The organism is Mesorhizobium sp. P2_F5, assembly GCF_056403715.1.
This window is the reverse complement of the sequence record NZ_JBFUEY010000005.1, coordinates 1-15,164: the sequence shown is the minus strand read 5'-3', so window position 1 is coordinate 15,164 and position 15,164 is coordinate 1. Positions and strand designations below refer to the sequence as shown.

General features: G+C 63.1%; 15 protein-coding genes. 7 read left to right on the top strand and 8 right to left on the bottom strand.

Features of this window, described 5'->3' with window-relative positions; genetic code table 11:
• The first annotated feature begins 227 nt into the window (after positions 1–227).
• Both AC1DYO_RS09395 and AC1DYO_RS09390 read left to right on the top strand, forming a co-directional pair.
• Positions 228–473: a zinc-finger domain-containing protein gene (locus AC1DYO_RS09395; protein ID WP_477262504.1), complete on the top strand. Its 246-nt coding sequence runs from the start codon at positions 228–230 to the stop codon at positions 471–473.
• Positions 474–492: 19 nt separating this feature from the next.
• Positions 493–1,716, top strand: a complete 1,224-nt coding sequence (locus AC1DYO_RS09390; RefSeq protein WP_477262502.1) for an FAD-dependent monooxygenase — start codon at positions 493–495, stop codon at positions 1,714–1,716.
• Between the two features lie 24 nt (positions 1,717–1,740).
• Here AC1DYO_RS09390 and AC1DYO_RS09385 read toward each other — a convergent pair whose 3' ends face one another.
• The 5 genes from AC1DYO_RS09385 to AC1DYO_RS09365 form a co-directional block, all read right to left on the bottom strand.
• Positions 1,741–2,406, bottom strand: coding sequence for a TIGR02117 family protein (locus AC1DYO_RS09385; RefSeq protein ID WP_477262500.1), 666 nt, complete (start codon positions 2,404–2,406; stop codon positions 1,741–1,743).
• Positions 2,407–2,508: 102 nt separating this feature from the next.
• Positions 2,509–3,312, bottom strand: coding sequence for an amino acid ABC transporter ATP-binding protein (locus tag AC1DYO_RS09380; RefSeq protein WP_023671483.1), 804 nt, complete (start codon positions 3,310–3,312; stop codon positions 2,509–2,511).
• Between the two features lie 21 nt (positions 3,313–3,333).
• The gene (locus AC1DYO_RS09375) at positions 3,334–4,491 is read right to left on the bottom strand and encodes an amino acid ABC transporter permease (protein WP_477262498.1); all 1,158 of its coding nucleotides are present in this window, start codon (positions 4,489–4,491) and stop codon (positions 3,334–3,336) included.
• 5 nt (positions 4,492–4,496) lie between these two features.
• Complete coding sequence (locus AC1DYO_RS09370) at positions 4,497–5,684, bottom strand: amino acid ABC transporter permease (RefSeq protein ID WP_477262496.1); 1,188 nt, start codon at positions 5,682–5,684, stop codon at positions 4,497–4,499.
• Positions 5,685–5,748: 64 nt separating this feature from the next.
• Entirely contained in the window at positions 5,749–6,777 is a 1,029-nt protein-coding gene (locus AC1DYO_RS09365; protein ID WP_477262494.1) for an amino acid ABC transporter substrate-binding protein, read from the bottom strand.
• Positions 6,778–7,245: 468 nt separating this feature from the next.
• Here AC1DYO_RS09365 and AC1DYO_RS09360 point away from each other — a divergent pair, with 468 nt between their 5' ends.
• The 5 genes from AC1DYO_RS09360 to AC1DYO_RS09340 all read left to right on the top strand — a co-directional run bounded on the left by AC1DYO_RS09360 (position 7,246) and on the right by AC1DYO_RS09340 (position 11,438).
• Positions 7,246–8,415, top strand: coding sequence for a cystathionine beta-lyase (locus AC1DYO_RS09360; protein ID WP_477262492.1), 1,170 nt, complete (start codon positions 7,246–7,248; stop codon positions 8,413–8,415).
• Between the two features lie 226 nt (positions 8,416–8,641).
• Entirely contained in the window at positions 8,642–9,727 is a 1,086-nt protein-coding gene (locus tag AC1DYO_RS09355) for an HPP family protein (protein ID WP_477262490.1), read from the top strand.
• 87 nt (positions 9,728–9,814) lie between these two features.
• Entirely contained in the window at positions 9,815–10,495 is a 681-nt protein-coding gene (locus AC1DYO_RS09350) for an RNA polymerase sigma factor (RefSeq protein WP_477262488.1), read from the top strand.
• A 107-nt stretch (positions 10,496–10,602) separates the two neighbouring features.
• Positions 10,603–11,127, top strand: coding sequence for a DUF4142 domain-containing protein (locus AC1DYO_RS09345; protein ID WP_477262486.1), 525 nt, complete (start codon positions 10,603–10,605; stop codon positions 11,125–11,127).
• A 2-nt stretch (positions 11,128–11,129) separates the two neighbouring features.
• Positions 11,130–11,438: a cupredoxin domain-containing protein gene (locus tag AC1DYO_RS09340; protein ID WP_477262484.1), complete on the top strand. Its 309-nt coding sequence runs from the start codon at positions 11,130–11,132 to the stop codon at positions 11,436–11,438.
• A 52-nt stretch (positions 11,439–11,490) separates the two neighbouring features.
• Here the strand turns inward: AC1DYO_RS09340 and AC1DYO_RS09335 are convergent, their stop codons facing one another.
• The 3 genes from AC1DYO_RS09335 to AC1DYO_RS09325 are packed head-to-tail and all read right to left on the bottom strand — an operon-like array spanning position 11,491 to position 14,924.
• Positions 11,491–12,378, bottom strand: a complete 888-nt coding sequence (locus tag AC1DYO_RS09335) for a LysR family transcriptional regulator (protein ID WP_477262482.1) — start codon at positions 12,376–12,378, stop codon at positions 11,491–11,493.
• A 54-nt stretch (positions 12,379–12,432) separates the two neighbouring features.
• Positions 12,433–13,548 carry a branched-chain amino acid ABC transporter substrate-binding protein gene (locus AC1DYO_RS09330; protein ID WP_477262480.1) on the bottom strand — a complete coding sequence of 372 codons (1,116 nt, stop codon included), beginning with the start codon at positions 13,546–13,548 and terminating at the stop codon, positions 12,433–12,435.
• 53 nt (positions 13,549–13,601) lie between these two features.
• Complete coding sequence (locus tag AC1DYO_RS09325; RefSeq protein ID WP_477262478.1) at positions 13,602–14,924, bottom strand: aminotransferase class I/II-fold pyridoxal phosphate-dependent enzyme; 1,323 nt, start codon at positions 14,922–14,924, stop codon at positions 13,602–13,604.
• Positions 14,925–15,164 lie beyond the last annotated feature (240 nt).

Below are 15,164 nucleotides of genomic sequence, written 5' to 3'. Positions count from 1 at the left end.
CCCGCAACCGTTCCCTTGGAGCGCCGCACATGCCGAGATGGCCATGGACGCTCTAACATGCCTTTGTGACGCATGATCCGTCGCGGAGTAGCTCGGCTTCCGGGGTCATGCGCTTAACCGGCTTAACTTATCCTCTGACAGGGTTTTACGACAGTTTCATTTCATCGATCTTGCAAAGAGAGCTGTTATGATCCAGATGCAGACGAGACTGCGTTAAGGAGACGATGATGGCAGGCGGTTCCATTCCCCATTTCCAGAACGATGCCGGCCATCCGGCGATCGACATCGGTGTCAGGGAATTCATGTGCACCGGCGCCAACCCACCCTTCGATCATCCGCATGTCTTCCTCGACATGGGCGACGACAATGAAAAGGTCTGCCCCTATTGCTCGACGCTCTACCGCTATTCGGCGAAGCTGAAGGCGACGGAAACCCTGCCCGCCGGCTGCATTTACATCGACCAGGCCGCCTGATCCTGTCGCGGCTAGCCCGATGGAAGACATCAGGTCCCGGCAGGTCATAATCGCCGGGGCCGGCGTTGCCGGGTTGACGGTTGCCCTTGCCTTCGCCGAACGCGGCTATCCCGTAAAACTGTTCGAACAGGCGTCGCGCCTCGAAGCAGCCGGCGCCGGCATTCAGCTTTCGCCCAACGCAACACGCATTCTTCGAAAACTCGGCGTGCTCGACCGGCTGCTGCCGGCGGCCTTGCGACCGGAAGCGGTCGTGCTCAAGGACGCCGGGACGCTGCGCGAACTGGCTCGGGTGCCACTTGGGCAAGCCGCCGAAGCGCGCTGGCAGGCGCCCTATCTCGTTACCCACCGCGCCGATCTGCAGGCGGCGCTGCTGGCGCAGGCCGCTGAACGGCCGGGGATTGAGCTCATCACCGGTGCCCGGGTGAGCAGGCTCGCCATCAACCCGCAAGGTGTTGCCGTGACCGCCGAAGCGGATGGCCACGCCATCGAGGCCCGTGGCCGGCTCCTGGTCGGCGCCGACGGTGTCTGGTCGTCGGTTCGGGCGCAACTTACGGGCTTCGGCAAGAGCCATTTCTCCGGCGAACTTGCCTGGCGGGCCACGATCGCGGCCGAGAACGCCGCCGGAGAAGCCTTTGCCGCCATCGGCGCCGCCGACTGCGTCACCACTTTCCTGCATCCCGGTTTCCACATGGTCGCCTATCCCGTCAGCAAGGGCCGCGCCTTCAATCTCGCCGCTTTCACCAAGGGCGAGCGGATAGCCGAAGCCTGGTCGGGCCGTGCCGACCCAGCTGTGCTCGACGGCGCCACGCGCCACACCGCGCCAGGCCTGGCGAAGCTTGTGGCGCTGGCCGGCCCGTGGACGGCCTTTCCGATCCACACCGTCGAACAAAGGCGGTGGACGAGCCCGCAAGGCGTCGCCCTGATCGGCGACGCCGCGCATGCGATGACGCCGTTTGCGGCGCAAGGTGCGGCCATGGCGATCGAGGATGCCGTAATGCTGGCTGACGTCACCGCCGATTTCCCCGCCGATCCGGCGGGAAGTCTTCAAATCTGGGAAAACCTGCGGCGACCGCGGGTCGCCAAGGCAGCACGTCGCGGCGCCGTCAACCGCCTGGCCTGGCACGCCGCCGGTCCGGTGGCGATCGCCCGCAACCTGTTCCTGGCCATGCGCTCGCCCGAAAAGCTCGTGGCCGATCTCGACTGGCTCTACGGCTGGGAGCCGCAGAAAATCATTCGGCGCTGAGCGGCGCCGGGATGCCGTTTTTGCCTAGTTGTAAAGCCGCATCGACAGGCCGAGCGAGGCCGGCAGTGGGTTCCACCAGCCGGTGCGCAGGCCAGCGGTGCGCAGACCCGCCGCCGTCCAAGTGTTGCAGCCGACCGGCGCGTTGAAATGGCCGTTCGCCTCGAAGAAGCGGTCGAAGCGGGAATAGGCGGCATTCTCGATGACAACCGGACCGTTCGGCCCTTGCTGGAAGCTCGCGTCGATGTAATCGAGCAGTGCTGCAAAACGCTCCTCATCGATGTCGAAGCCGGTGACGGCGGGATGCGGCTCGGCGATGGCGCCTGCGATATCCACATGCATGACCGAGGCGTCCAGCGTCAGCGCCTTGAGCACAGGCACTGCTTTCAGCTCAGACCAGCTCGGCGTCTCCAGATAGAAGGCGCGGCCGCCCCAGCCAAAGACGATGTAGCGCACCTCAGGAGCATCCGCGGGGATGCCGGCATCGACCAGGAAACGAAAGCGCCGGCGCACGGCATCATCGACCGGAATGGCGATGTCGGTGTGGATCGGATTCTTCAGCACCAGAATGTGGCGCGTGCCCTCACCTGCAGCGGCCGCCGGCCAGAGCGGGCGCGGCACCAAAGTGCCGAGCGTTGCGGCAAGCACGACCGCGATAACCAGCATGGCCAGGAAACGCAGGGCTTTTTTCATGCGGCGGTGGCCTTGCGGTCTCCCGGCGTCATCGTCCGACCCCAAATAGCAAAAAAGCCCGGTCGCATTGCGGCCGGGCTCTTCTTGTTTGCATCGAAACGATCAGTGCAGGATCTGCGACAGGAAGAGCTTCGTGCGCTCGTGGCGCGGATGGTCGAAGAACTCGGCCGGCGTGTTCTGTTCCACGATCTGGCCCTGATCCATGAAGATCACCCGGTTGGCGACCTTGCGGGCAAAGCCCATTTCGTGGGTGACGCACAGCATGGTCATGCCTTCCTCGGCAAGGCCGACCATCGTCTCCAGCACTTCCTTGATCATTTCGGGATCGAGGGCCGAGGTCGGCTCATCGAACAGCATGATGCGCGGGTTCATGCACAGCGAGCGCGCGATCGCCACGCGCTGCTGCTGGCCGCCCGACAGCTGGCCCGGATATTTGTTGGCCTGTTCCGGGATTTTCACGCGCTTGAGGAAGTGCATGGCGATTTCCTCGGCCTGCTTCTTCGGCGTCTTGCGCACCCAGATCGGCGCCAGCGTGCAGTTCTCCAGGATGGTCAGATGCGGAAACAGGTTGAAGTGCTGGAACACCATGCCGACCTCGCGGCGCACCTCGTCGATCTTTTTGAGATCGTTGGTGAGTTCCTTGCCGTCGACAATGATCTTGCCCTTCTGGTGTTCCTCCAGCCGGTTGATGCAGCGGATCATGGTCGATTTGCCGGAACCCGAAGGACCGCAGATGACGATGCGCTCGCCGCGCATCACCTTCAGATTGATGTCCTTCAGCACATGGAACTCGCCATACCATTTGTGCATGCCGATAATGTCGATGGCGACATCGGTGGTCGAGATGTGCATCTTCTTGGCATCGACCTTGATCTCTTCGGCGCTGACGGCGTTTTCTATGACCATGGCAGGTTCCCCTTTTTGTTTTTAGCGTTTGTGGCCGGTGTCGAGCCGGCGTTCCGTGTACATGGAATAGCGCGACATGCCGAAGCAGAACAGCCAGAAGACGAAGGCTGCAAAGATCAGGCCGGACTTGGTGGTCTGCGGCGTCGCCCAGTTGGGATCGGAGAAGTTCTGCTTGACGACACCAAGCAGGTCGAACATCGAGATGATGATGACCAGGCTGGTGTCCTTGAACATGCCGATGAAGGTGTTGACGATGCCGGGAATGACCAGCTTCAGCGCCTGCGGCAGCACGATCAGAACCATCTTCTGCCAGTAGCCGAGGCCAAGCGAATCCGCACCCTCATACTGACCCTTGGGGATTGCCTGCAGGCCGCCGCGCACCACTTCGGCCATATAGGCGGCGGCAAACAGCGAAACGCCGATCAACGCCCTGAGATACTTGTCGAAGGACACGCCGGCAGGCAGGAACAGCGGCAGCATGACACTGGCAAAGAACAGCACGGTGATCAGCGGGATGCCGCGAACGAATTCGATGAAGACCACGCACAGTGTCTTGACGATCGGCATCTTGGAGCGCCGGCCGAGGGCCAACACGATGCCCATCGGCAGCGACACCGCGATGCCGACGAAAGACAGGCTGAGCGTCACCAGCAGGCCGCCCCACAGCTGTGTTTCGACATGCGGCAGGCCGAACATGCCGCCGACCAGCAGCACGAAGGCAACGATCGGCAGCACCAGGAAGAGCAGGATGGCGTTCAGCCCTTTGCGCGGTACACGCGGCATCAGCAGCGGCACCAGCAGCGCCACGAACAGGATGGCGACCAGGATCGGCCGCCAGCGCTCTTCTATCGGATAGCGGCCGAGCATGAATTGGCCGAACTTGGCGTTGACGAAGGCCCAGCAGGCGCCGGACCAGCCGTCCGGCTGAATGCCGCCTTGCGCCGCCGTGGCGCATACCGTGCGGTCCGCTCCCACCCACTGGGCGCTGATGAAGGCCCAGTTGATGATTGGCGGCAGGATCAGCACCACCAGCGCGATGCCCAGGACAGTCAGGATGATGTCGCCCACCGAGCCGACCAGGTTCTTGCGAACCCAGGCCAAGGGGCCGCGCACTCCGGCCGGCGCCTGTTGCGCCAGTGCCATTTCGGTCCGCACCCAGGCGGTATCATGTTCCTGCATGGCCGTTACCTCTCCACCAGCGCCATTCTGGCGTTGACCACGTTCATGACTGCCGACGTCACCAGGCTGATGACGAGATAGACGACCATCATGATCAGAACGCCCTCGACCGCCTGGCCGGTCTGGTTCAGCACCGTACCGGCTGTCGCCGTTAGATCGGGGTAGCCAATGGCGATGGCCAGCGACGAGTTCTTGGTCAGGTTGAGATACTGGCTGGTCAGCGGCGGGATGACGATGCGCATGGCTTGCGGCACGACCACAAGCCGCAGGATCGATCCCGGCCGCATCCCCAGCGCCCCTGCCGCCTCGGTCTGGCCCTTGCTGACACCGAGAATGCCGGCGCGCACGATCTCGGCAATGAAGGCCGCAGTGTAGCAGGACAGCGCCAGATAGAGCGAAAGGAACTCCGGCTTGACCTGGAAACCGCCGGTCAGGTTGAAGGTCGATTGCTTCGGAAAATCGAAGGTCAGCGGAAAACCGCTCAGCACGTAGGCGAGCAACGGCAGGCCGATGATCAGGGCCAGCGAGGTCCAGAGTACTGGAAACTGCTGACCAGTCGCCATCTGCCGCTGGCGCGCCGTGCGAGCGACGAACCACGCCAGGGCGATACCGACAAGCAAAGCGACGAAGATCAGCCAGGAGCCATCGCCCCACACAGCGCGTGGAAAATAGAAGCCGCGCTGGTTGAGGAAGGAGCCGAACGGCAGGTTGATGCTTTCGCGTACCACGGGCAAGACCGCCAGCACGCCCGAGTACCAGAAGAAGATCACCAGCAGCGGCGGGATGTTGCGAAAGACCTCGACATAGACCGTGCAGATCTTGCGGATCAGCCAGTTGTGCGACAAGCGGCCGATACCAACAATGAAGCCGATGATGGTCGCGGTGATGATGCCGGCAACGGCGACGATGATGGTGTTGATCAGCCCGACGACAATGGCACGGCCATAAGTGCTGTCCGAGCTGTAAGCGATGGCGCTTTCCGAGATGTCGAAGCCGGCGCGGTTTTTGAGGAAGCCGAAACCGGAAGCAATGTGCAGGCGCTGCAGATTCTCGATGACATTGTGGACGATCCACCAGACGCCCGCCACCAGCAAGATGACAACCACCGCCTGGAAGAAAACCGCGCGGACTTTTGGATCGTTGATGAAGGAACCTCGGCTCGGTTCCTCGCGAAGAACTTCCTGCGACGCCATTGGACCCATCCCCTGGAAAGAGAAACCGGAAGGCAGACGATCTGCCTTCCGGATCACATTTCGATCAGCGGATCGGTGGCGCGTATTGCAGGCCGCCCTTGGTCCACAGCGCATTGATGCCGCGCGCGATCTTCAGCGGGCTGCCGGTGCCGACATTGCGCTCGAACATCTCACCGTAATTGCCGACTGCCTTGACGATGTTGACGACCCAGTCATTGCTCACGCCGAGATCGGTGCCGATCTTGGTTTCGGCTTCCTGACCGAGCACGCGCTTGATCTCCGGGTTATCCGAAGCCTTCATCTCTTCGACATTGGCCTGGGTGATGCCCAGTTCCTCTGCCTGCAACAGCGCGAAGTAAGTCCACTTGACGATGTGGTACCACTGGTCGTCACCCTGGCGCACGGCCGGGCCGAGCGGTTCCTTGGAGATGATCTCGGGCAGCACGACATGATCGGCCGGCGCGCTGAGCGTCAGGCGGATGCCGTAGAGACCCGACTGGTCGGTGGTGTAGACGTCGCAACGGCCGGCGTCATAGGCGGCGTTGACCTCTTCAAGCTTTTCGAAGACGACCGGATTGTACTCCATCTTGTTCGCCTTGAAGTAGTCGGCGAGATTGAGCTCGGTGGTGGTGCCGCTCTGCACGCAGACCGCCGCGCCCGAAAGCTGCAGCGCCGAATTGACGCCCGGCAACTTCTTGGCGTTGATCATGAAGCCCTGGCCGTCATAGTAGGTGACGCCAGCGAAGTTCAGGCCAAGTGCCGTATCGCGGTTGATGGTCCAGGTGGTGTTGCGCGACAGGATGTCGACCTCGCCCGACTGCAGCGCGGTGAAGCGCTCCTTGGCGCTGAGCGGGGTGAACTTGACCTTGGTGCCGTCACCGAAGACGGCGGCCGCGACAGCGCGGCAGAAATCCACATCGATGCCCTTCCATTCACCCTTGTCGTCAGGCGCGGCGAAGCCAGCCAGGCCGGTGTTGGTGCCGCACTGGATGAAGCCTTTAGCCTTGACGTCGTCGAGCGTGCTCGCCGATGCGGCCGAAGCCATCCATCCAAGCGCAGCGGCGCCGAGAATGCCAATTGCAATGTGTTTCATAACCCACAGACCCTTTTCTGTTTTCAGGTAAACCCTGATCCTCAGGCAAATCCTGATCTTTTTCCCGCGTGAACCCGGCTCCCATCCGGTGCATTCCGGAACCCCGCGTCGTAACCGACGCCCGGCCCCTCCCATTCACGAACTGCATCGAAGGCGATTATTCCTGTGAGGTCAAGGGAAATGACCGATTCACGACAGCTTTGAAAAGCAATTGCCGCGAATGCCTGAAATGCGCACAAGGGCACCAGGAAATCGGCAACCCGTGCAAACAAATCAGTCAAAGAAGCAGCCGCGCAAGTCCATCGCTCCCGGCACACTCCGTTGTCACTGTAGCTATGCTTTGTTGGAGGCCCGAACCCATGGATTGGCCCATGTAAACCCCACCGCTTGGCGGATCAACGGCTGTTGCGCGGGCTTTGCCGCCGCCTTATGGCTGTTCTCCTGACATCATTTGACAGGCGGCAAACCATGGCGACAGACAGCAGCGAACTGGGCATCAACACGCGGCTTGCCCATTCGGGCAACAATCCGCACGACTATTTCGGCTTCGTCAATCCGCCGGTCGTGCATGCCTCGACCGTGCTTTACCCCAATGCGGCGACGATGGCGGCGCGCAGCCAGAAATACACCTACGGCACGCGCGGCACGCCGACGACCGACGCGCTGGCGCATGCGATCGACGCGCTGGAGGGCTCGGCCGGCACCATCCTGGTACCGTCGGGCCTGGCGGCGGTGACGATCCCGCTGCTGGCGTTCCTGTCGGCGGGCGATCACATCCTGATTGTCGATTCGGTCTATCACCCGACTCGCAATTTCGCCGACACGATGCTGAAGCGGTTGGGCGTCGAGGTCGAGTATTACGATCCATATGCCGGCGCCGGCATCGCCAGGCTGATCAAGCCGAACACCAAAGTCGTGCTCACGGAATCGCCGGCCTCCAACACCTTCGAGGTGCAGGACGTCCCGGCCATTGCCAAGGCGGCGCACGCGGCCGGTGCCATCGTCATGATGGACAACACCTGGGCGACGCCGCTCTATTTCCGCCCGCTCGACCACGGCGTCGATATCTCGATCCATGCGGCGACGAAGTACCCTGCCGGTCATTCCGATGTGCTGATGGGAACGGTGTCGGCCAATGCCGATTGTTGGAAACAGCTTTGCGAGACATTCTACACGATGGGTTGCTGCGCCGGCCCCGACGACGTCTACCAGGTGCTGCGCGGCCTGCGCACGATGGGCGTGCGGCTGGATCACCATCAAAAGAGCGCGCTTGCCATTGCCACCTGGCTTGAGGGTCAGCCCGGCGTGGCGCGCGTGCTGCACCCTGCGCTCCCCAGCCATCCCGATCATGCGCTGTGGAAGCGCGATTTTTCCGGCTCAAGCGGCATCTTCTCGATCGTGCTCAAGGGCGGCGGCCAGAAACAGCAGCACGCCTTCCTCGATGCGCTGAAGATCTTCGGCCTCGGCTATTCCTGGGGCGGCTATGAGAGCCTTGCCGTGCCGGTCTTCCTCGGCGATCGCACCGTCGCCAAGGGCCCCTATGACGGGCCGCTGCTCCGCCTGCAGATCGGGCTCGAGGATGTCGAGGACCTCAAGGCTGATATTCTGCGCGGACTGGCCGCTGCGGCTGCGGCATGAACGGCAGCTTGCCAAGCTGAATCCGCAAACCGGCACAAAGGCCTGAAAAGACTGGCTGGGAAGCTTTGTGAGACGCCCGATGTCGCAAAGCCGCTCATTGCGCGGCCGCGCGCAATGTTATTTCCCCACTATGCGGCTTTTCGGATTGGATTGACTTTCAAAGCTGGCAGTCAGCTCGCATTGAAATGCGCTTCGAGCCGCAACTTCCAGCCAGACCGAGCTTGCCATGGCCTTTCGTCTCTTTGTCCCCATTCTCGCCGGAGCGACGCTGCGTGAGCGCCTCATCGCCTGTATCGGCGCGATGATCGGCATTGCGCTGACGGGGGCGATCGGCGCGCTGGTGCTCGGCAACGGCCCGCATGTGCCTCTGCTGGTGGCGCCGATGGGCGCGTCGGCGGTGCTGCTGTTTGCGGTGCCTGCGAGCCCGCTGGCGCAGCCATGGTCTATCATCGGCGGCAACACCATATCCGCGCTGATCGGCGTGATCGTTGCGCATTTCGTGCATGAGCCGGCTCTCGCCACGGGCATAGCCGTGGCTCTGGCGATCGCCGCCATGTCGTTCACGCGTTGCCTGCATCCGCCGGGCGGAGCCGCCGCGCTGACCGCCGTGCTCGGCGGACCAGCCGTGACCAGCGCCGGCTTCCTGTTTCCCTTCGTGCCGGTGGCGCTGAACTCGATCATTCTGGTCGCGCTCGGTTACGCTTTCCACAGGCTGTCGCGGCGCAGCTATCCGCACCGGCCCTCTCCTGTCGCCAACAGCCATGGAACGGCCGACCCGCCGGCGGCGCAGCGCGTCGGCTTCAGGCCCGAGGATATCGATGCCGCGCTTGGCGCGCTGGACGAGAGCTTCGATATCGATCGCAGCGACCTCGAACTGCTGCTGCGCCAGGTCGAGCTGCAGGCCATGGTCCGCTCGCACCGGACGTTGCTGTGCGCCGACATTATGTCCCGCGATGTGGTGTCGGTGCCTGAACACGCCTCGCCCGATCAGGCGCGACAGCAACTCCTCGACCACAACATCCGCACCTTGCCCGTGGTCGACGCCGAGGCCAGGCTGGTCGGCGCTGTCGGCCTGCGCGAATTGACGAGAGCCACCGAAACGGTGAAAGGCGTGATGTCGAACGCCGGCACCGCCTCCCCCGACACACCAGCGATGAGCCTGCTTCCCGTGCTCACAGACGGTCGCAGCCATGCCGTGGTCATTGTTGACGGCGAGCGGCATATTCTCGGTCTGATCACGCAGACGGATCTCCTGGCAGCAGCGGCGCGAATGCAAACGGCAGACAAGGTGGCGACCAAAGCTATAGGGTAGATCGCCTCGGGTGGAGAAAGGTCGGGAACCTTTTGTCCGCGACCGCGTCCAATGTCTCGATCAAGCGTTTGGCCAGGGAGAGCGGTCGTGACCAGAAAGTCCGCAATACAACCCGTAGCGGTTTCCGCGTCCGGCGATATGCTGCTTGTCCACCGCGCAATGGCGCGCGAGGCGGATGCCTTCCGCGCCATCATCAAAATGCACAATCAGCGGCTCTACCGCCTCGCGCGCGGCGTCGTGCGCAATGACAGCGAGGCCGAGGACATTGTCCAGGAAGCCTATGTCCGGGCCTTTGCCGCTTTGGCGACGTTTCGCGGCGATGCTTCCCTGGCCACCTGGCTGTCGCGCATCGTCATCAACGAAGCGCTCGGCCGCTTGCGAAAGAGGCGGCGCACCGTGGCGATGCCTGCAAACCAGGAAGCACAAATCATCCAGTTCCCCCTCAATCCAAGCGACGATCCGGAGCGGACGATGGCGCAGCGGCAGATCCTCAGGCTGGTCGAGCGAGCGACCGACAATCTTCCCGATGTCTATCGGACAGTCTTTGTCGCTCGCGTTATCGAGGGCCTGAACATCGAGGAAACGGCTGATCTGCTTGGCGTGCGGCCCGAGACCGTCAAGACCAGACTGCACCGGGCGCGCGCCCTGGTGCGCAAGGCGCTGGATGACGAAATCGGCCCGGTGCTACTCGATGCATTTCCCTTCGCTGGCCGGCGCTGCGAGCGATTGACCGAAGCGGTGATGAAGCGGCTCGGCTTGCAAAGCTGATCTTCGCTCTTCGCCGATTCCTAGGGAACGTTTCTTCCCCTCCCGCATCCAATACGCGTCAACCCAGATGAAGCCCGCCGCCTTCGCGGTCGGGCGAAGGAGATGCCATGTTTACTCGACATATAGCCGCGCTCGCCACCGTCCTGTTGATGGGCGCCGCCCCGCTGGCGCAGGCTGCGGACAAGCCCACCGATCCGCAGATCGCCCATATCGCCTACACCGCGGGCGCAATCGACGTCGAGGCAGCCAAACTGGCCATCAAGACGTCAAAGACCAAGGAGATCGTCGATTTCGCCAAGGACATGGAGCGCGACCATGAGGCGGTCAACAAACAGGCGCTCGACCTGGTCAAGAAGCTCAAGGTAACGCCGGAAGACAATGCCACCAGCCAGGCGCTGAGCAAGGCAGCGAAAGAAGAGCATGCCAAGCTCGCCAAGCTCGAAGGTGCCGCCTTCGACAAGGCCTATATCGAAAACGAGGTCGCCTACCACAAGCAGGTCGATGGCGCCCTTGAGACGCTTTTGATCCCCTCGGCCAGCAATGCTGAGCTGAAGGACCTGCTCGAAACCGGCCTCAAGATCTTCCAGGGCCACGAGCAGCATGCCGAACACGTCGCCGGCATGCTGAAATGACAATGGCTACGCGGATACTCTCGGCCGCGCTGGCGCTGGTGCTGTTCGCGCCGCCGGCAATGGCGGCGACGATCGAGGTTACGATCGAGAAGCTCGCCTTCTCCCCGGCAAGCGTCGAGGCCAAGGCAGGCGATACGATCGAGTGGGTGAACAAGGATGCTTTCGCCCACACCGCCACGGTGAAAGGCGGCTGGGAGGTGAAGATCGCGCCCAAGTCAACAGGAAAAATGACCCTGAAAGCAGCAGGAGCAGTCGACTATTTCTGCCGCTTTCATCCCAATATGAAGGGTCATCTGGACGTAGTGCAGTGATCCTAGGGGAGTCGGTGGTGGAAGAAGGACCGCCGCCGGCTCGCCGACCGCATCAGACCTGCTGTTGCGAAAGCAGCCAGTCGATCATCTGCGCAGCCTGCGCGGGCGGACGGTCCGGCGCCAGGATGGACAGGCTGAGGCCGGTGGCGACACGTCTCGGGAATGGCGCCACGAGCGAACCGGCGGCCAGCGCGCGCGACACCAGCGCCTCATGTCCCATCAGCACGCCTGCGCCATCGATCGCCGCCTGCAGCGCCATGCTGTAGAGCGAAAACTCGGAGCCGGTGTCGATCGATGGCCCCTTTATCCCGGCAGCCTCGAACCACAGGCTCCAGTCGCCGGTCCAGGTCGTGTCCCAAAGCAGAAGTTGCGACGACAGATCGGCCGGCGTTTTCAGCTGCTGCGCCAGGGCCGGCGCGCAGACCGGAAAGATGGCGTCGTCGCTAAGCTTGAACGCGCGGCTGCCGGCTGGGGCATGCCTGGTCAGGAAGATAGCGAGGTCGAACGGCTCACGCCTGAAGTCCGGCGGCTCCTCCAGCGCATGAATGGATGGGCGAAGCGCCGGAAGGGCTGAGCGCAGCGCCGACAGGCGTGGCGCAAGCCAAAGCTGGGCGATCGACGGCAGCGCGGCGATGCTGACCTGCGGCCTCGGCGCCGAGATGCGCAGTTCCTGAACGGCAAGGCCCATGGCGTCGAACGCCGTGGAGAAGGCCGGCAACGCCGCGCGGCCGGCCTCGGTCAGATGCAACCCTTGTGCATGGCGTGCGAACAACGGCGAGCCCAGCCATGCCTCGAGCGCCTTGACCTGATGCGATACGGCGGCAGGCGTGACGCCGAGTTCGTCGGCAGCCTTGGCGAAGCTTTGATGACGGGCGGCCGCCTCAAAGGCCCTCAAGCTGTTGAGCGGCGGCATTCGGGGTCGAGGCGGATTGACGGCCATCGTCCGGCTCCCTGGGGCATCGGCGACCGGTGCCCCAGACGCCGATGCGAAGTTCTATTTGAGGGCGACTGGGGTCAGCTTACCCTCGACCTCCCGCCACTCAAATACGACGAAGCCCGGCTGCTTGATATCCCCCTTGCCGTCATAGGAGATCGAACCGAGCACGGTCGAGATGCTGGCGCCGGAATGGAGATAGTCGGACGCGGCCCTGGGATCATCGGCCTTGGCCTTGGCGATCGCCTCGGCGATGATCTGCGTCGCGGCATAGGCATAAAGCGTCACCGCCTCGGTCGGCACGTTCCTGGCTTTCAGGTCGGCAACGGCGTCCTTGGCCTCGGCGAAAGTGGCAGGGTCCGGGAACGACGTCATCAGGGTTCCGGCAGCGCCGTCGCCGCCGATGGCGCCGAACTCGCTGTTGGAGATGCCGTCGCCGCCCATCAGGATCGTGGCGGCGCCCTGATCGTGCATCTGCCTGACGATCAGCCCAGCCTCGGTGTGCTGGCCGCCATAGTAGACGAGGTCCGCGCCCGACTGCTTGATCTTGGCGACGAGCGAGGCGTAATCCTTCTCGCCGGGGTTGATCTCCTCATGCAGGACTTCCTGGCCGCCGCCGGCATTGTAGGCCTTGGCCATCTCGTCGGCGAGGCCCTTGCCCGCCGTCGACTTGTCGTCGACGATCGCGACCTTCTTGTCCTTGAAGCGTTCGAGCACGAATTTGGCGGCGATGATGCCTTGCTGGTCGTCGCGGCCGCAGGCCCTGAAGGCGTTCCACAAACCGCGCTCGGTCACCATCGGATTGGTGGCTGTCGGCGTGACGAACAGAACGCCGTTCTCGGCGTAGACTTCGGAAGCCGGAATGGTGACGCCGGAATTGTAATGACCGACGACATAGTGGACGCCGTCGGCCACGAATTTGTTGGCGACGGAGACGCCCTGTTTCGGATCGGAGACATCGTCACCAACCGAGACGGCAAGCTTCTGGCCGAGCACGCCACCATTGGCATTGATGCGCTCGACGGCCGTTTCGACGCCGATGCGATACTGTTCGCCATAGGCGGCGTTCGGCCCCGACATCGGGCCGGCCACACCCAGCACGATGTCCGCCCTCGCAACACCTATGGCGGCGGCCGTCATCAGGGCAGCAGTCATCATCCGCAAGATCATGCGCATTTTATTCCCCTTTGTTTTTTGAGAAAGCGGGCTTTGCCCGCGGGTTCAGGCGGTCAGTTCACGAAATGCATCTTCTGGAACCGGCGCCGGAATAGCATCACATCGGCTGCGACCGCTTCGCTGGCGTCGTTGCCGCGCAGCCCCCTGGCGATGAGGGCGGCCAACTCGGGCATGTCGTCCTCGGTCATGCCCCAGCGCACGATCTCCGGCGTGCCGAAGCGCAGGCCGTTCATGTCGCCCTCGACCGCGTCGATGGGCAAGCCGATGCCGCAGGTCAGAATGTTAGCCCGCCGCAGTTTTTTTGCCGCCGCCTGGCCGCCACCGAATTCGGCCGCCGCGATGGCGAACTGATGAGAGGTCGTGTGGCCCTTGCTGGTCGAGAAGACCGGCAAGCCGCGATCCGCGAGTTCGCTTGCCAATGCCTTGGCCGTCCCCGCCATGCCGGCCGCGTAAGCCTTGCCATGGTCTTTCCAGTCAAGCAGCGTGATGGCCAGGGCGGCCGATTTGGCGGCATCGAAATTGGCCGTCATGCCGGGAAAGGCGATCCTGTCCAGCTTCTCGGCGACGTCGGCATCGTTGGTCACGATCAGGCCCGAAGGCGGTCCGCCGAGGCTTTTATAGGTGCTCATCGTCATCAGATGGGCGCCCTCTTCCAGCGGCTGCTGCCAGGCGTGCCCGGCGATCATGCCGCAAAGATGCGCCGCATCGAAGAGCACCAGCGCGCCGACCTCGTCGGCGATCGCGCGGATCTCGCGGATGGGATGCGGCAGAAGGTTGAGGCTGCTGCCGATCGTGATCATCTTCGGCCGGACCGAGCGGGCAAGTTCGCGCAGTCTTGCGACATCGACCGTATAGCCATCGGCATCGATAGGCGCGGCATGGATGTCGAGCCCATAGAGCCCGGCGCAGCCCGCCATGTGATGCGTGACATGGCCGCCAATGGCAGGCGAAGGCACGATGATCGCGTCCCCCGGCCGTGCTGCGACCATGAAGGCATAGAGGTTGGCGATGGCGCCTGACGGCACGCGGATCTCGGCATATTTCGCGCCAAAGATTTCAGCCGCGAGCTCGGCGGTGATGATTTCGACCTGCTCGACACCTTCCAGTCCCATCTCATATTTGTCGCCGGGATAGCCGAGCGAAGGGCGGGAACCGAGGCCGGACGCAAGGGCCGCCTCGGCCTTCGGATTCATCACATTGGTTGCCGGGTTGAGGTTGATGCAGTCGGCCTCATGGATCGACCGGTTGAGCGCAATGCCGCTCTCGACCGCGGCAAGCACGGCGTCGCTCCGCTGTTCGCTTGTCGTCCCGGCGAGCTGCTGCGCGAAGTCGTCGCAATGCGAGGGAACCCAGGGCCTGCGAGCAAGAGCGACCATTTCTGCCTCCGATCTGCCAACCGCCGATACCCGGCATTGGATGAGGAATGGTGGCTTTGGTGGCTGGCCTCGTGCAAACGAGTAGTTCTAGCGCCTAGGAGCCTGTCCCCGTATTTGGGTGTGGAATGAGCGGTCGGCGGCGGGCTGCGCCTAGACAGCTGGATTACGGCGTGATTCTTTGGGGCATGAGCAAGACGTTTCGCCCCTGGCTGATCGATCAGCCGCAGCTGTTTCCGGCCT